This is a genomic window from Mycolicibacterium tokaiense, from assembly GCF_010725885.1.
GTDB lineage: Bacteria > Actinomycetota > Actinomycetes > Mycobacteriales > Mycobacteriaceae > Mycobacterium > Mycobacterium tokaiense.
In genome coordinates this window covers 2,458,142-2,474,095 of sequence record NZ_AP022600.1, presented here as the reverse complement: position 1 = coordinate 2,474,095, position 15,954 = coordinate 2,458,142, and the positions used below count along the sequence as shown (strand labels likewise).

Sequence of the window (15,954 nt, the reverse complement as noted above, 5' to 3'; positions counted from 1 at the left end):
TCCGCCACACTCACACCCGGATGCCCTGCACGGCGAAGTAGGCCGACACCCGCGCCGCGGCCAATTCAGGGTCGGCGAACAGCCCCAGCCCGCCTGCCACCCGTACCAGCTCGGCCAGATGCAGCAGACTGCGACCGGTCTCGAAGCCCTTCAGCATCCGGAAGTGGTCCTGCCCGCCGTCGAGGTACGTCAGCCAGGCAACGCCCACCTTGTAGTACTGGGTGGGGGCGCGGAACACCAGGCGGCTCAGCGGCAGCGTCGGCTCCAGGATCTCACGGAACCCGCGGACGTCACCGGCGTCCAACCGGGCGAAGGCCGCTGACGCGAACCGGGGCACCGCGGCAAAGGCGCCGAGCAATGCGTCACTGTGTCTGGTGCCGTCACCGGCGATCAGGTCGACGTAGTTGAAGTCGTCGCCGGTGAACACCCGTGCGGGTGTGGGGATCTGCTCGCGCAGCAGTGATTCCAGTGCGGCATCCAGGAGCGAGACCTTGATGCCGTGCACCTTGTCCACGTGGGCGGCGATGATGTCGACGACGGTTGCCATCGCGGCCTTGGGCTCGTCGTGTCCCCAGTAGCCGGCAAGCGCGGGGTCGAACATGGATCCAAGCCAATGCAGGATGACCGGGCGGCCGGCCTGCGCCAGCACCTCGCCGTAGACCTTGGCATAGTCGTCCGGGCTGCGGGCCGCTGCGGCCAGGTGCCGGCTGGCCATCATGACCACAGCGCCACCGGCGCTCTCGATATCGGCGATCTGTTCCAGGTAGGCATCTCGGATGAGGCCGAGATCGGTTGTCGGGCCTTCGATCTGGTCGGTGGCCACCCCCACCACCACGTCACCGCCGTGCGCGGGGGCGTCGGCGAGGGTCCGTAGCGCCAACTCGCGGGCGCCGGCCCAGTCCAGACCCATCCCGCGCTGGGCGGTGTCCATGGACTCCGCGACACCGAGCCCCAGTGACCACAGGCGACGGCGCAATTTTAGTGTGGCGTCCCAGTCGATCTGCTCCACACCTGCCACCGCATCGCACGCCCGCAGAGGGTCGGCCACCACATGGGCCGCCGCGTACACGACGCGGCTGGTGGGCGGGGCGGAGCCGGTCACCAGAACCGGCGGGGCCACGAGCTCCACCGGTGCGACAGTGCCGTCGGAGGCGGGCAGCATCAGGTGTGTCATCAGCGGGCGTCCAGTCCACCGTCGGCGAGGACGGTCTGGCCGGTGATGAAACTGGCGCCGTCGCTGACCAGAAAACACAGCAGGGCGGCGATCTCCTGCGGCTGCGCGGCGCGGCCCAGCAGATTGGTCGCCACCTCCTTGCGCACCTCGTCCGACCACGTTTCGGACATGTCGGTCAGGACGAAGCCCGGGGCGACGGAGTTGACGGTGATCGACGGTGCCAGCGCCTTGGCGAACGACACTGTGACGTTCTCCAGTGCCGCCTTGGCGGCGCTGTACGCCGTCACCTCGGGGCTTGCCAGGTTGTCGCGGCCCCGGATGGAGGAGACCGTGACGATGCGGCCACCACCGTTGGCCAGCATCGAGGGCGCCACCGCCCGGATGAAGTTCACCGGTCCCAGGACATTGGAGCGGTATTCGGCGATCCAGTCCTCGGTGGACCCCGCCAGGGCGTCGGTGGCCGACACGCTGCCCAGCGTGCAGATCAGCGCGTCGATGGCGCCCACGTCGGCCAACGCGGTGTCCACCAGCTGCTGCACCGCGGCCGCATCCTGCCCGTCGCAGTGGTAGGCCGGTGCATCCAGCTCTCCCGAGAATTCCTTCAGCGCAACCGAATCACTGCGGCCGTGCAGGATCACCCGGGATCCGCGGGCGGCCTCGTGGCGGGCGGCGGCGGCGCCGATCCCGCGGGAGGATCCGGCGATGAGAACTGTTCTGGTCATGAGTGTCTCCTGGAATTGGTTTCGCCGGAGGCGACGAGGTAGCCACCTGCCAGCGAGTCGATGAGTGCCGACGCGTCGCAGGCGAGCACGCGTTTGAGAATCGATTGCGCGCCGGGGGCGGTGTTCAGCAGATCCTGCACCAGGTCGTCTGCGGCGGACTGCACGTCGGCGGTCACGATGTCCACGATGCCGAGCCGGTGCCCTTCTGCGGCGCTGACGGGTTGTCCCACCAGGGCCAGTCGACGGGCAGCGGCCACCCCCGCGATCTCCCGGATCCTGCTCAGGCCGGACCATCCGGGGGTGGTGCCCAGCGTGGCCTCCGGCAGCGCCAGGACCGCGGTGTCGGAGGCCACCCGGAAATCGCAGTGCATGGCCAGTTCCAGGCCGCCGCCATAAGCGCCGCCCGCAAGAACCGCGACGGTGGTCTGCGGCAGCTCCGCCAGTGACCGGAACACCCGCTGCCCCAGCCGCGTCCACCGGCCGCGCACCGCTTCTGCCGAAGCTGCACTGAACTCGACGGTGTCGGCGCCGGCGCAGAACACCGACCCCTCGGCGGTGAGCAGCACCACCCGGGCATCGGAGCCCGCGATGTCCTCGAGCCGGTCCCCTAGTTCAGCGACCAGATGGGCGCTGAGCGCATTGCGCTTGCGCGGCCGGTCCAGCACGATCCGGGCGACCGGGCCCGAGATCTCCAGTCGCACAGCACCGTCGGTCACAACACATTCCGCTGCAGGCTGGTCCACCGACGCTCGGTGAGCAGGTCGATGTTGGCGCGGCCGCCGAGGTCATCACCCAACCCCGAGGCCGCAGTGCCGCCGAAGGGCACCTGCGACTCGTGCAGCGCGGTGCCGTCGTTGACATGGACCATGCCAGATCGCACCTGGTCGGCCACACTCCAGGCCGTATCGAGATCACGGCTGAACACCGCGGTGGACAGTCCGAAGCGGGTGCCGTTGACGATCTTGAGGGCTTCGTCCACGGAGTCCACCACCGTCACCGGCGCGATCGGGGCGAACACCTCCTCGTCGTGCAGGACCATGCCGGGGCGAACCTGGTCGACCACGGTGGGGCGCAGGAACACGCCGTCGGCGGTGCCGCCTTCGACCACCCGGGCACCCAGCTCGACACTGCTGCTCACCATGGCCAGGGCCTTGTCGACCTGGCGCTGCGACAGCATCGGACCGAGGTCCACCGCAGCGGTGTAGGGGTCGCCGACGGTCAGCTTCGCCGCTTCCGCCGAGAGCGCCGCCACATAGTCCGCGGCGACGTCGGCCAGCACGATGTGCCGCCCGGTGGCGATGCACACCTGCCCCTGGTGCCCGAACGACGAGCCCGCACCGCACCGCGCGGCCAGTTCCACGTCGGCGTCGGACAATACGATGCTGGCGTTGTTGCCGCCGAGTTCCAGCGCCACCCGTTTGAGCAGCGGCGCGGCCGCCACGTTGATCCGGCGCCCGGTGTCCTCGGAGCCGGTGAAGTGGATCATGTCCACCTGGGGATGGCTCACCAGTCGGGCTCCAGCGGGTCCGCCGGTGAGAACCTGGACCACACCAGCGGGCAGGCCGGCCTCGGCCAACACTTCGGCCAGCATCAATCCGCCCGTGAACGGGGTCTCCGGCGCCGGTTTGAGCACCACCGTGTTGCCCAGCGCGATGGCAGGGGCCAGGACCCGCATGGCGATGTGCACCGGCGCGTTCCACGCGGTGATGAGTCCCACCACCCCGACGGGACGACGTTCGACGATGTTGACCCGACCCCGCTGACCGGAGGGGATGATCTCGCCCAACGGGGTGGTGGCCAGCTCGGCGGCCTGGAAGAACTCGATGACGCTGGCGCCGATCTCGCCCTCGGCCTTGGGCCCGATCGCACCACCCTCGCGGATCAGGATCTCCTTGAACCGACCCGCCTCCCGCTCCAGGATCGCACCGCCCCGGCGCAGGATGGCTGCCCGTTCGGTGGCGGGGGTGGTGTACCACTCCCGTTGCGCAGCAACCGCTCCGGCGACGGCCCGGTCCACATCGACATCGGTGGCGGTGATCGACTCGCCGATCACCTCACCACTGGCCTTGTCGGTGACCGGTGAGATCTCTCCGTCGGAACCGACGAACTCGCCGTCGATGAACAGGGCCCGCTGCAGGGATCCGCTCAGTGTCATGTCTTCTCCTCGAGGTCAGGTCCAGTCGGCACGCGCTGCGGCGCGGCCGAGCATCAAGGCGTGGATCTCGCTGGTGCCGTCGATGATCTGGGTGATCTTGGCGTCGCGCATCAGTCGCTGGACGGGGTAGTGAAGGTGGACGCCGTACCCGCCGAGCAACTGAACGGCCTCGACGGTGTTGCGCATGGCCGCGTCGGTGGCGAACATCTTGGCAGCCGAGATCAGGTGGGAGTCACCGCCGCCGCCGGCGGCGTAGCTGGTGACCCCGTCCCGGAGCAGTCCCCGCGCGGCCAGATAGTCGGCGTGCATCTTCCCCAGCTTCTCCTGCACGATTTGCAATTCGGCCAGGGGCCTGCCGAACGCCTGCCGATCGCGCACGTAGGCGCCGCATTCCCGCAGCGCCGCCCGCATGAACCCGACGCCGTAACATCCCGCGTCGAGCCGGGCCAGGTTGAGTCCTTCCAGCATGCCGCGGAATCCATCCGTCTGCAGCCGCCAGTCAGACGGCACCCGGCAGTTGTCGAAATGCACATTTGCCATCGGCATTCCGCGGAAACCGGACATCGGCTCGTCCTTGCCGACCGTGACCCCGGCAGCGTCCAGCGGGACGACAAACGCCGCGGTGGGGGCGTCACGGTCTGCCGAACCCAGCTTGGCCAGCACGATGCAGAAGTGCGCCTCAGGAGACTGCGTGATCCAGGCCTTCTCGCCGGTGATGGTCACCGTTCCATCGGGGTGTTCGACGGCCACGGTCCGCCCGGCCCGAATGTCGGTGCCCGAGTGGGGCTCGCTCAGCGCGAAACTACCGCGCAGCGAGCCGTCGATCAGTCCCGGCAGCCACCGGTCCCGGACGTCGGGCGGTGCGTACGCGGCCAGCAGGTATCCGTGCAGCCGGGCGATCGAGATACCCAGCGCCACCGCGCCGGAGTACGACGCGACAAGCTCGGTGGTCTCGTGTGCCAGGGCGAACATGGTGGGGTCGATGCTGCCGTCGTCACCGAAGATCAGGCCCTGCAGGCCGAGATCCGCGGCATCGGAGAGCAGGTCGGGGAAGAACTCTCCGGACAGATCGATGTCCTGGGCGCGCGGACCCACCCGGCTGGTGCAGAAGTCCCCGACCACGGCGAGGAACTGCGCGGCATCGGCGTCCAGTGAATACGTGAGTGTCACTGCGGAACTCCGTTGTCTGCCCATTCGTAACGGATCACGCCGCGCAGGTTCTTGCCGGCCAGCAGGTCGTCATAGGCCTCGTTGATCTGCTCGATGCGGTACTCCTTGGTCACCAGACCATCGAGATTGATCTGCCCGGAATCCCACAGCTTGAGCATCTTCGGAATGTCATTGCGTGGGTTGCAGCCACCGTTGAGTGAACCGGTGAGGGTTTTCTGCCACAGCACGAAGTCCGACGGGTTCACTGGGATGCTGGGCTGATCGTGCCGCGTCAGGCCGACGACGGCGACGGTGCCGCTCTTGCGGACCGAGCGCACGGCCTGACCGATGGTCTCGGCGGTGGCGATGGCCTCGAAGGCCTTGTCCACGCCCACACCCCAGGTCAACTCGGTGGCGAACTCGACCGGATCCTGGGTGTTCGGGTTGACCGTGTGGGTAGCGCCGAACAACTTGGCCTGCTCCAGTTTCCAGTCGTTGGTATCGCAGGCGATGATGCGCTTGGCCCCGGCGATCTTGGCGCCCTGCACGATGTTCATACCGATCCCGCCGACGCCGTAGACCATCACGTCCTCACCGGGCTCGACCCCGCCGCGGTAGATCGCGGTACCCACGCCGGTGGTGACACCGCAGGCGACCAGGCAGGCCCGCTCCAGCCGGTAGTGCTTGTCCACCTTGACAACCGACTGACCGGGTACCACCGTCCATTCGCTGAAGGTGGACACCAGGCAGAACTGTCCGAGGTTCACGCCGTCGTCGTCATGGAAGCGGTAGCTTCCGTCGATCTGCGGCCCCTCCACGGTGTGGGCACCCAGATCGCAGAGGTTGGTCTGCCCGTCGGTGCACCACCGGCAGGTACCGCAGGACGGGAGGTAGGACATCACCACGTGATCGCCGGGGACCACGTGGGTGACGTTCGGGCCCACCTTGTCCACGACGCCGGCGCCTTCGTGGCCGAAGATCATCGGGAGCGCGGCTATCTGGTCGCCGGTGACGTGATGCATGTCGGAGTGGCAGATGCCGGAGGCCACCAGGTGCACCAGCACCTCGTTGGGGCCGGGCTCGTCGAGCTCGACTTCCTTGACCTCGAAGCGGGTGTTCAATCCGTAGGTGACCGCGGCTCGGGTGCGCATGTCAGTTCTCCTCTTGGGTCGGGGTTTGGGGGGTGCGTCGTTGGGAGGTGAAGAGCGACGCCGACATGGTGGTGATGTCGTCGGCGAGTTTGGGGCGGAAGTCCATCAGTGCGATCACCTGCTCCGCGGTCCAGCCGGGAGCGACCTCCATCAGGACAGGACCGTCCTCGCCGAGGGCGAACACCGCGCGTTCGGTGACGTAGATGACCTCCTGACCACGTTCGCGGGCCAGATGGGCGTTGAAGGTGACCTGGCGGACCTTGTCGATGAACTTGCGGTGTCTGCCTTCCGAGGTCACCCTCGGGTGTCCGTCGGTGAGGTCGATGCGCAGCCCGCCTGCGGTGAGCGTCCCGCAGAACACGACCTTCTTGGCGGCCTGCGAGATGTTGATGAAGCCACCGGCGCCGAAAATGCGGCCGTCGACCAGCGATGAGTTGACGTTGCCGTCGGAGTCCACCTCGGCGAACCCCAGGCAGGCGACATCCAGGCCGCCGCCGTCGTAGAAGTCGAACTGCGAGGCGTGTTCGATCACGGCTTCCGGGTTCCAGGACACTCCGAAGATGACGCCGCGTTCCGGGACGCCGCCGACCATGCCTTGCTCGACCGTCAGCGTGATTTCGCTGAGCCGATCCTCTTCCAGCGCAGCGGTGGCCACCCCGTCGGCCATTCCGACCCCGAGGTTGACCACCGAGGCCGGCTTGATCTCGTCGAGTGCCCTGCGTGCCACCACTTTCCGTTCCGAAAGGGGCATTGCCGGCGACCGGCCGAACGGCACATACACCTCGCCGGAGAAGGCCGGGTTGTACTCGTTGATCGCGGTCTGCCACTGGTCTTCCTGCACCACCACGATGTCGATCAGATGACCGGGCACCACCACACTCTTGGGGTTGAGGGTGTGCACCGCGGCCACCCGCTTCACCTGCGCGATCACCAGTCCGCCACAGTTGCGCGCCGCCGTTGCGGCCGCCAGCACCCCCAGCTTGGCTGTCTCGTGCTCGAGTGTCAGGTTGCCGTGTTCATCGGCGGTGGTGCCGCGGATGAAAGCGACATCGAAGGACGGGCTGGGGTAGAACAGGTACTCCTCACCCTTGATCTCCAGGACCTCCACGAGATCGGTCGTGGTGGCACTGTTGAGCCGCCCACCGCCCTGCCGCGGATCACAGAACGTGCCCAATCCGACCTTGGTGATCAAACCTGGCCGTTTGGCTGCACTTTCGCGCAGCAACTGCGCCAGCACACCCTGGGGCAGGTTGTAGGCCTCGATGTCCCCGTCATGGGCCATCTTGGACAGCGTGGGCGTCATGGCCCAGTGCCCGGCGATCGCGCTGCGCAACAGCCCCGGCTGCGCCAGCACGTCCATGCCGGACCCGTTACGGTCCCCCACCCCGCTGCAGAAGTATGCGGCCAGCTCACCGGGGCCGCCGGTGCGGCGGTAACGCTCGGCCAGCGCGTTCAACAGCCCGGACGGCTCTATGACACCACCCCCGGAAGCCTCCACGAGCAGCCGCGCCCGGTCCGGGATCCGTTCCACCGCGTCGTGTGCGGACAGGAACTCCGGTGTGGTCAGTTGACTGAGCCTCATGGCATCGCCCCTCCCCCATTGACATTGATGGTCTGCCCCGTGACGAAGCTCGCTTCGTCACACACCAGCCAGGCGACCGCGGTGGCCACCTCGTCGGGGGTGCCGAAGCGTCCCATGACCAGTGCTCTGGTCTTCTGTTCCCTCCACTCCGGGGTGGCGTGCACGGCTGTCATCGGAGTCTCGATGGGCCCAGGCGCCACACAGTTGACGCGGACCGCTGGTCCGAGTTCGCGCGCGAGCGCCCGGGTCAGGCCCCCGACTCCCGCCTTGGACGCGGTGTAGGCGGCGCAGTTGATGCCGCCGACGTATCCGATCTGGCTACCGATGGTGACCACTGCGCCCTGTGTGTGCGTCAACGCCTCAGCTGCCGCTTGGACGCACAGGAACGTGCCGGTGAGGTTGACGGCGATGGTCTGGTTCCAGGTCACCAGATCCAGGTCGGGCAGCAGGGTCTGTTCCATCACTCCCGCCAGCGTGACCAGGGCGTCGATACGACCGAACTCTCCAATGGCGGCCGAGATCAGCTCGGCGACATCGGTTTCGGAGGTGACGTCGGCAGGCACGGCCAGCGCCCCGGGAATCGACGGCGCCGCACTGCCCGGGTGATACCCGAGTACGAGTGAGAAGCCGTCCTTGGCTAGCCGGTGGGCCACGGCGCGCCCCAGGCCGCCGTCGGCGCCGGTGAGTACTGCGACTTTGTCAGTCATCGGCCACCGCCCCCTGGAACGCCAGCTTCATGACGGCCTCCTCTGAGGCCTCGGCTCGGCTGAGTTCGCCCACGGTGCGGCCGGCCCGCATCACCACGATGCGGTCGGACGCACCGAGCAGTTCGGGCAGCACTGAGGACACCATGATGATGGCCATGCCCTCGTCGGCCAAGCTCCGGATCAGCCGGTGCACTTCAGCTTTGGCGCCCACATCGATTCCACGGGTGGGTTCGTCGAGCAGCAGCACCGCAGGTTTGGTGGCCAACACCTTGGCCAGTGCCACCTTCTGCTGGTTGCCGCCGGACAACGCTCCCACGGGCATGGCGGCGCTGGCCGCTTTGATGCGCAGCTCCTTGAAGAAGTGGTCGACGATCTTCGCGCCCTTGCGGCGGCGCAGCCACGGCCCGGTGCTCATGGCAGCCAGGCTGGCGAGTTCGATGTTGGTACTGATGGGCAGACCCAGGTGCAGACCCTGGTTCTTGCGGTCTTCGGGCACCAGTGCGATACCGGTGTTCAGAGCCGCCCCGGGATGGCTCGGACGGTGTGACTTTCCGTGAAATGACATGGCGCCTGCCGTGATTCGAGTGGCACCGTAGATCGCCGCCAGCACCTCGGTGCGGCCGCTGCCGACCAGGCCGCCGATGCCGAGTATCTCTCCGGGGCTCACCTGCAGCGACGCGGACACCACGCCGGGCGCGCTGATCCGGTCTACGGACAGCACCGCCGGTTTGTGGTCGGCTGTCACCTCGTGGCCGTGATAGACCGACTCAAGGTTCCGCCCGATCATGTGCTTGATCAGCGAGTCTTCGGTGAACTCGGCGGCCGGGGCGGTGATGATGTGCCGGCCGTCGCGCAGCACGCTGACGGTATCGGCATACTCCAACACCTCCGGCAGGTCATGGCTGATCAGTACCACCGCGGCGCCGTCGTCGCGCAGTTCCCGCAGCAACCCCAGGAGCCGTACCGAATCATCGTGTGGCAGAGAAGATGTCGGCTCATCAAAGAACACGACGTGGGCGTCCTGGGCGAGGATGCGGGCGATCTCGATGAGTTGCTGTTCGGCGATGGACAGCTCGCCGGCCTGGCGGCGGGGATCGACGTCCAGGCCCACCCGGGCCAGGTGATCGCGGGCCTGCGCAGCCAGGGCCCGGCGGTCGATCACACCCCAGCGCGACGGTTCGGCGTTCACCAGGACGTTCTCGGCAACCGAGATGGACCCGATCACCGACAGCTCCTGGTGCACGATGCCGATACCCAACCCGGCGGCCTGCGTGGGATTCTTCGGGTTGATCGGCTGACCGTCGAGGGTGACGGTGCCGGTGTCCGCGGTCGCGAATCCCGACAGGATCTTCGACAGCGTTGACTTGCCCGCGCCGTTCTCACCGACCAGCGCGTGGATCTTGCCGGGCTCCAGCGTCACCGAGACGTCTTCGAGCGCAGCGACACCGGCGTAGTGCTTGGAGATGCCGGTCGCCTGGAGGAGTCCGGTGCGCGCCGGCGCGGCCACACTCATTCGCCCGGCTCCCCTCGGGTAACCCGGTCCAGCACCACGGCAGCCACCACGACGGCTCCGGTGACGATCTGTTGCCAGTAGAACGGGACGTTCATCAGCGTCAGCCCGTTGCCCAGCACGGCTATCACCAACGCACCGAGGAAGGTGCCGGCCAGCCGGCCGCGTCCACCGAACAGGCTGGTGCCGCCCACCACCACCGCGGCGATGACGTCGAGCTCGAAGCCGACTGCACCGGCGGGCTGGCCCGAGGACAGTTTGGCGGTGAGGATCACCGAGGCGATCCCGGCACACAGTCCGGCAAAGGTAAACGCAAACAACAACACTCGATTGACCCGGATGCCGGACAGACGGGCCGCTTCGCGATTGCCACCGACGGCGTAAATGCGCCGCCCGATCTTGAGCCGGTGCAGGATCACATACCCCACGGCGAACGTCACCGCCATGATGATCACCGGGATCGGCACCGGGCCCACCTTGCCGACACCGATCTGGTTGAAGGTGCTGTTGCCGATCGAGATCGGGTAGCTGTCGGTGACGAGCAGGGCGATCCCCCGCAGCGCGGTCAGCGTCGCCAAGGTGGCGATGAAGGCCGGCACCCGGCACACGGTGATGAGCACCCCGTTGAGGAAGCCGCAGGCGGTGCCGACCACCAGGCTCAGGAGCACCGCGACCACCGCCGACGCCCCCGTCGAGAGGATCGCGTGTTGGAGATACAGCGCCGCGATGCTGCCGGTGAGCGCCACCACCGAGCCGACCGACAGGTCGATTCCCGCAACCAGGATCACCACCGTCGCGCCCACCGCCGCGATCGCTGTGATCGACACCTGCTGCAGGACGTTGGTCAGGTTGGCGCCGCTGGTGAAGTTCGGTGCGCTGAAAGCGAACACCGCGGCCAGCAGCACCAGGGCGACAACCGGACCCAGCTGGGCGAGCTGGCGCAGGTTGGGACCGGTTCGTCCTTTTCCTCTGCGCTCCAGCGCATCTGGCGGCGTAGGTGGTGCCGAGGTAGTGGTCATCACTGCTCCGTCGTGTGAGAAGTCGGTCAGAACGCCGGCTGTGCGCCGGATTCGATGGTTTCCTTGGTCACCAGGTCCTCGTCGAGAACGCGGTACTCGGGTACCGGATTGCCGCGCAGGTAGTCGACGATTTCCTCGACGACGATCCCGGCGGTGGGCTTGTGGATCACCGTCGCCAGTGCGTCGCCGGCCTGGATGGCGGCGAACATGTCGGTCTGGCCATCCAGGCCCACCACATCCACACCCTCGCGACCGCTGGAGTTCAGCGCTGCGATGCCGCCCAGGGCCGCTTCGTCATTCGCACCGAAGAGCAGGTCGATGTCGGTGTTGGCAGCGAGCATGTTCTGCGCGGCCTTCTCGGAGTCCCCGCGGCGGTACTGGCCCGGTTGGTTGGCCACGATGTTGAAGTTGCACGAGCGCAGCAGCGGCAGCAGGAACGAGTTCACCCGGGCATCGCTGGACTGGTCGCCGGGGATGCCGGAGATCACCGCGACGTTGACGTCTTCTTGGCCCTGGTAGTGCTCCACCACCCACTCGCCGAGCTGCTGGCCCTCGTTGGAGTAGGGGGCGAGCACCTGAGACACCGGGTCGACACCCAGCATTCCCTTCTGCGAGAAGAAGTACGGGATGTCGGCGGCCTGAGCCTGTGTGAGCACGGCGTCCAGACCCTGGGTGGTGGCGGGCATCATCATGAGCGCATCGGTGCCCTGCGCGATGGCGGTCTGGATGTCGTTGAACTGCTGGTTCACATCGTCGTTGGCGCTCACCACGTTGATCTCGGCGCCCAGCTTCGCAGCGGTCTCCTCGGCGAGCTGCTTCTGCTTGACCAGGAACGGGTGGCTGAGGCCTTCCACCGAGAAGGTGATCTTGATGGGCTCACCTTCGGGAATCGGGTTGGGGTTGGTGCGCTCGTCCTTGCCTGATTCAGCGGCGGCAATTCCGTACAGGTTCTTGCTCAGGTCGGCTTGCAGCTGTGCGATCTGGTCCCGGTTCTCGGCGCATCCGCCGTCGTCGACCTCAACTTCCGAGGCGGGCGCGGCGGTATCGGACGGGTCGGCGTTGTTGTTCACACTCGAGCTGCATGCCGTCATCGCGAGCGCGGTGGTGAGGCAGACGGCGGCGGGCAGGATGGTCCGGATCTTCATTTCTCTCCTTTGGGAAACGCGACGACGGCGGACCCGCTGATCAACTGCTTCCGAGTGGTGTCGTCGACGACTGTGATGGTGAATGTGGCCCGTCGGGCCACCGGATCGAGCTGTGCGCACACTGCCTGCGCGGTGATGGCGGCGCCTTCGAAAGCCGGCGCCAGAAGATCGAACTGGTAGCTGGTGGACACGCCGCCGGGGGCGACGAGACGGGTCAGCGCTGTCTGGACGTAGCCGGCGACCAGCATGCCGTGCGCCACCGGCCGGCCGAAGCGGGTGCGGGCCGCATAGTCGGCGTCCTCGTGGATGGGATTGTGGTCCCCCGACAGCTGGGCGTAGGCCCCGATGATGTCGGCGGAGACCACTGCCGAGTGCTCGGCACGGACCCCGATCTCCATATCGTGGAAGGTCTTCATGGCCTGTTGCGTCACTGAACGGACCGCTCGCCGTCGATGTCGGCCAGCTGCTCCACGGGTTTGAACCGCCGCAGCAGTTCGGCGCTGATGGCTTCGGCGGTCTCGCACGCCAGGTCGGCGAACTTCCCACGCAGGTCCTCTTCGGAGAAGCGGAAGATGGGCCCACCCACGCACACCGAGGCCACCACGTTGCCCGAAGGATCGAGCACCGGCGCGGCGACGGACCGCACGCCGAGCTCACGCTCCTCGAGGTTGAGGGCGTACCCGTCGCGGCGAATTCGTGACATCGCCTCATGCAGCTCCGCGGCAGAGGTGATGGTGGACGGGGTGTAGCGCGGCATCTCCAGCTGGTCGATGATCCGTTCTCCGACACCGGGCGGCAGGAATGCCAGGATGACCTTGCCCTGGCTGGTCGCGTGCAGCGGAATCTGTTGCCCGACTTCGCCGTACATCTGCACGGAGTGTGATGAGGTCATCACCACCAGATAGGTGAGCTGCAGACCTTCCCGAACGGCCAGGAACACCGTTTCGGTGGAGCGGTCCCGCAGCTGCGCGAGCAGCGGACGGCCGATCTCCTCGAGGGTGGCGTGATCGACGCGGTCGCCGACCAGCACCCGCATCTGGGGACCTGGTACGTACTTGCCCGCCTCGTTCTGCACCGCGAACCCGCGATCGCACAGCACACGCAGCAGCCGGTGGGCTGTCGGGGCGGTCAAATGTGTTGCTTTGGCGACTTCGCCCGCGGTCGAGCCCGGATTGAGCGAGACTTCCGTCAGGACGTCGAGGACCCGGTACGCGCTCTGCGCTCCCGCGATCTCCATAATGTGGTCTCCATATCCATATTGTGGATGTGAGCTAGACCATAGGCGGGCGATAGCGACGGCGTCAAGCTCTCCACAATGTGGAGTCCTTCGGGCGTGCCGGCGACGTACCGGATCTCACACCGTGCGCCGCACATCAGGCCCTGACCACCGGGTATGCCTGGGACATGGCTGATTCCGATGCGACACCGGTATTGCTCTACGACGGCATCTGCGGCTTCTGCAATACCGCGGTGCAGACCATCCTGAAATTGGATGCGCACGGCACCTTGCGGTTCGCCGCGCTGGACAGCCCGTTCGCCAAGGCCGTCATCGAGCGGCATCCCGAACTCGCCGAAGTGGATTCCGTGGTGTTCGTCGACCAGCCCGGTCTCCCCGGCGAACGCGTGAGCGTCCGGTCGGCCGCCCTGCTACGGGTGGCCGACTATCTGGGCGGGCCGTGGCGGGTGTTCTCCGCGGCCGCCGTCATCCCGTCTCCCATTCGGGACAGGGTGTACGACGGCTTCGCCAAGATCCGCTACCGAGTGTTCGGCGTCAAGGACAGCTGCCCCATTCCGTCGCCGGAGGTTCGGGCCCGCTTCATCGACGTGTGAGTGTCACTGCTGATCTGATCAGAGCGTCAGCAGCAGCCCGCTGCCGCGCGGCGGCCGCGGCGCCACCGTGGCAGTGGCGGCCCACGGTTCGAAGACAGCCGAGCGCGCCGGTGCCGGTACACCGATCACGGTGCCGCTGGTGGGCCCGGCCGGGGTGTCGAGTTCCAGCACCTGCCCGGGGCCGCCGTAGATGCCGGCGCAGTCCTCGCCGTCGCAACGCCCGGTGGTGGGGTCGATACGGCCGTCCAGGATGTCGGCAGCCCAGCCGTCGATCAGGATCTGCGCGGCAGCCTGGTTCTGAGCGGTCGGGAAGCCTTGGTAGAGATGCGAAATGAACTGGATCAGCCAGGTCCCGCCCTCCATGGAATCGAGGTGCTCACCGTTGGCCAGGACCACGCCGTTGAACTTCCCGGGCCGGTGGGAGTTGAGCGCCGCATCCACCCGCCGCGCTTCCTTGGGCGCGCCGAGTTCGATCACCGGGATGTAGGTGTCCAGACTGTCCAGCTTGTCCAGGGCGTCGGACAGCACGGAGCCCTGCGGCGCGGCATCCAGCAGGATCACTCCGGCCAACTGATTCTCGGTGCCGCCGGCGGTCACCGCATCGGCGTAGTAGCCCGCGGTGCCGGCCACCAGGTTGCCACCCAGTGAATGCCCGACCAGCGCGAATCTGCCCGGCAGCACGGCCTCGGTGCCGTAACGCTTGGCGAAGCCGGCCGCAATTGCGCTGGCGGTCAACGCTTCCCGATCACCCTCGAACAGCGCTGCCGTGGCGCGCAGCGCCTGATCGGAACCCAGCCAGAAGCCGTCGCTGACATAGCGGTTGGAGGTCAGCGTGGGCACCACGACAATGCTGTTGGTGCTCTCGGCCAGGTTTGCCGCGGTGTAGCTGTACATGGCGCCGACACCCAGGAACCCGTGCTGCAGGTAGATGATCCGCTGCGGCGGCTCGTCACCTTCCGGGTAGTACCAGTGCGCGGGCACCTTGCGGCCGTCGGTGATCTCCAGTGACGACTGGCGCACAGTCACCGTGCTGCCGTGCGGAACCACCGGCGGCCCGGCGATGAAGGTGACGGCAACTCCGACGACATCGAAGATCACCGAGCTGATGGCCTCCAGCAGCGTGGGCTGGCGCGACGCAGAGGCGAACGTCGTTGCGGCACTTGTCGCGTTCTTGGCACCGGCGAGCGTCACCGCGGTGTCGGTGTCGGTGTCGTCAGCGTCGACGACCGGGGCCGGTGTTTCGGCGGGCTCCTGCGACGGCGTGTCCTCGGCAATCACCTCCGCGTCGGTGGCCGTGTCAACATCTTCGTCGACCCGGACGGGCTCGGGCTCCGCCTCGGATTCCTCGTCGGCGATCTCGGTGTCATCGGACTGCTCGTCTGTGGAGCTGTCGGAACCCCCGGTCGCCACGCCGCCGTCAGCCTCATCCTCAGCCGCGTCCCCCTCGGACGAGTCGTCGATGTCGGTCTCACCGTCGACGTCCTCGGCATCGGTGTCGTCCTCGGCATCATCGTCGGCGACGTCGGTGTCAGTACCGTCGTCGGCGCCGCTGTCGGTGTCGGTGTCCGTGTCGGCATCCGAGCTGGTCTCGTTTGCCCGATCGTCACTGCCGGTGGAGGAGCTGGCGGAGTCATCGGAACTCGGGCTCGAACTGGTGGTGTCCGTACCGGTGTCCGCACTGGCCACGTCGGCCCCTGCCACCAGGGCCGCGGACACACCCGCCGCCAGAACCCCTGCTCCCATCCACGCCGACAAGTGCACAGTGATCTCCCGAGGGTCGTCGTCATTCGTTGACGACTGTCAAGCTAGA

At 67.3% G+C, this 15,954-nt stretch carries 15 protein-coding genes; 1 reads left to right on the top strand and 14 read right to left on the bottom strand.

Features of this window, described 5'->3' with window-relative positions; genetic code table 11:
* Positions 1-10: 10 nt before the first annotated feature.
* Genes G6N58_RS11905 through G6N58_RS11845 form a run of 13 tightly spaced genes read right to left on the bottom strand, consistent with a single transcriptional unit; the run spans position 11 to position 13,551 of the window.
* Positions 11-1,174 carry a dihydrodipicolinate synthase family protein gene (locus tag G6N58_RS11905; protein ID WP_115278561.1) on the bottom strand — a complete coding sequence of 388 codons (1,164 nt, stop codon included), beginning with the start codon at positions 1,172-1,174 and terminating at the stop codon, positions 11-13.
* Positions 1,174-1,896: an SDR family NAD(P)-dependent oxidoreductase gene (locus tag G6N58_RS11900; RefSeq protein ID WP_115278562.1), complete on the bottom strand. Its 723-nt coding sequence runs from the start codon at positions 1,894-1,896 to the stop codon at positions 1,174-1,176. The genes G6N58_RS11905 and G6N58_RS11900 overlap by 1 nt, the downstream gene beginning before the upstream one ends.
* Positions 1,893-2,612: an enoyl-CoA hydratase/isomerase family protein gene (locus tag G6N58_RS11895; protein ID WP_232067827.1), complete on the bottom strand. Its 720-nt coding sequence runs from the start codon at positions 2,610-2,612 to the stop codon at positions 1,893-1,895. Before G6N58_RS11895 ends, G6N58_RS11900 begins: the two co-directional genes overlap by 4 nt.
* Positions 2,609-4,051 (bottom strand): aldehyde dehydrogenase family protein, encoded by a 1,443-nt coding sequence (locus G6N58_RS11890; RefSeq protein WP_115278563.1) that lies wholly within the window; start codon positions 4,049-4,051, stop codon positions 2,609-2,611. Before G6N58_RS11890 ends, G6N58_RS11895 begins: the two co-directional genes overlap by 4 nt.
* A 15-nt stretch (positions 4,052-4,066) precedes the next feature.
* Entirely contained in the window at positions 4,067-5,221 is a 1,155-nt protein-coding gene (locus G6N58_RS11885) for an acyl-CoA dehydrogenase family protein (RefSeq protein ID WP_115278564.1), read from the bottom strand.
* Complete coding sequence (locus tag G6N58_RS11880) at positions 5,218-6,351, bottom strand: Zn-dependent alcohol dehydrogenase (protein ID WP_115278565.1); 1,134 nt, start codon at positions 6,349-6,351, stop codon at positions 5,218-5,220. Before G6N58_RS11880 ends, G6N58_RS11885 begins: the two co-directional genes overlap by 4 nt.
* Before the next feature lies 1 nt (position 6,352).
* Positions 6,353-7,933 (bottom strand): acyl CoA:acetate/3-ketoacid CoA transferase, encoded by a 1,581-nt coding sequence (locus tag G6N58_RS11875; protein ID WP_115278566.1) that lies wholly within the window; start codon positions 7,931-7,933, stop codon positions 6,353-6,355.
* Positions 7,930-8,640: an SDR family NAD(P)-dependent oxidoreductase gene (locus G6N58_RS11870; RefSeq protein WP_115278567.1), complete on the bottom strand. Its 711-nt coding sequence runs from the start codon at positions 8,638-8,640 to the stop codon at positions 7,930-7,932. Before G6N58_RS11870 ends, G6N58_RS11875 begins: the two co-directional genes overlap by 4 nt.
* The gene (locus G6N58_RS11865) at positions 8,633-10,153 is read right to left on the bottom strand and encodes a sugar ABC transporter ATP-binding protein (RefSeq protein WP_115278568.1); all 1,521 of its coding nucleotides are present in this window, start codon (positions 10,151-10,153) and stop codon (positions 8,633-8,635) included. The genes G6N58_RS11870 and G6N58_RS11865 overlap by 8 nt, the downstream gene beginning before the upstream one ends.
* Positions 10,150-11,169, bottom strand: a complete 1,020-nt coding sequence (locus G6N58_RS11860; RefSeq protein WP_068914899.1) for an ABC transporter permease — start codon at positions 11,167-11,169, stop codon at positions 10,150-10,152. Before G6N58_RS11860 ends, G6N58_RS11865 begins: the two co-directional genes overlap by 4 nt.
* 26 nt (positions 11,170-11,195) lie before the next feature.
* Entirely contained in the window at positions 11,196-12,314 is a 1,119-nt protein-coding gene (locus G6N58_RS11855; RefSeq protein WP_068914898.1) for a substrate-binding domain-containing protein, read from the bottom strand.
* A complete protein-coding gene (locus tag G6N58_RS11850) occupies positions 12,311-12,730 on the bottom strand; it encodes a MaoC/PaaZ C-terminal domain-containing protein (RefSeq protein ID WP_068919505.1) in 420 nt (139 codons plus the stop codon). The genes G6N58_RS11855 and G6N58_RS11850 overlap by 4 nt, the downstream gene beginning before the upstream one ends.
* Positions 12,731-12,741: 11 nt before the next feature.
* Positions 12,742-13,551 carry an IclR family transcriptional regulator gene (locus G6N58_RS11845; protein WP_068914897.1) on the bottom strand — a complete coding sequence of 270 codons (810 nt, stop codon included), beginning with the start codon at positions 13,549-13,551 and terminating at the stop codon, positions 12,742-12,744.
* 167 nt (positions 13,552-13,718) lie between these two features.
* On the opposite strand from G6N58_RS11845, the gene G6N58_RS11840 reads away from it, so the two are divergent.
* Complete coding sequence (locus G6N58_RS11840) at positions 13,719-14,144, top strand: thiol-disulfide oxidoreductase DCC family protein (RefSeq protein WP_115281563.1); 426 nt, start codon at positions 13,719-13,721, stop codon at positions 14,142-14,144.
* Positions 14,145-14,162: 18 nt separating this feature from the next.
* On the opposite strand, the gene G6N58_RS11835 is transcribed toward G6N58_RS11840, so the two are convergent.
* The gene (locus G6N58_RS11835) at positions 14,163-15,905 is read right to left on the bottom strand and encodes an alpha/beta hydrolase family protein (protein WP_163908111.1); all 1,743 of its coding nucleotides are present in this window, start codon (positions 15,903-15,905) and stop codon (positions 14,163-14,165) included.
* Between the last annotated feature and the right edge of the window lie 49 nt (positions 15,906-15,954).

Coding starts and splice junctions, on each gene's coding strand:
- G6N58_RS11845 (WP_068914897.1), bottom strand. CDS start 13,551: ATGGAGATCGCGGGAGCGCAGAGCGCGTACCGGGTCCTCGACGTCCTG.
- G6N58_RS11875 (WP_115278566.1), bottom strand. CDS start 7,933: ATGAGGCTCAGTCAACTGACCACACCGGAGTTCCTGTCCGCACACGAC.
- G6N58_RS11880 (WP_115278565.1), bottom strand. CDS start 6,351: ATGCGCACCCGAGCCGCGGTCACCTACGGATTGAACACCCGCTTCGAG.
- G6N58_RS11860 (WP_068914899.1), bottom strand. CDS start 11,169: ATGACCACTACCTCGGCACCACCTACGCCGCCAGATGCGCTGGAGCGC.
- G6N58_RS11865 (WP_115278568.1), bottom strand. CDS start 10,153: ATGAGTGTGGCCGCGCCGGCGCGCACCGGACTCCTCCAGGCGACCGGC.
- G6N58_RS11855 (WP_068914898.1), bottom strand. CDS start 12,314: ATGAAGATCCGGACCATCCTGCCCGCCGCCGTCTGCCTCACCACCGCG.
- G6N58_RS11905 (WP_115278561.1), bottom strand. CDS start 1,174: ATGACACACCTGATGCTGCCCGCCTCCGACGGCACTGTCGCACCGGTG.
- G6N58_RS11900 (WP_115278562.1), bottom strand. CDS start 1,896: ATGACCAGAACAGTTCTCATCGCCGGATCCTCCCGCGGGATCGGCGCC.
- G6N58_RS11890 (WP_115278563.1), bottom strand. CDS start 4,051: ATGACACTGAGCGGATCCCTGCAGCGGGCCCTGTTCATCGACGGCGAG.
- G6N58_RS11870 (WP_115278567.1), bottom strand. CDS start 8,640: ATGACTGACAAAGTCGCAGTACTCACCGGCGCCGACGGCGGCCTGGGG.
- G6N58_RS11840 (WP_115281563.1), top strand. CDS start 13,719: ATGGCTGATTCCGATGCGACACCGGTATTGCTCTACGACGGCATCTGC.
- G6N58_RS11850 (WP_068919505.1), bottom strand. CDS start 12,730: ATGAAGACCTTCCACGATATGGAGATCGGGGTCCGTGCCGAGCACTCG.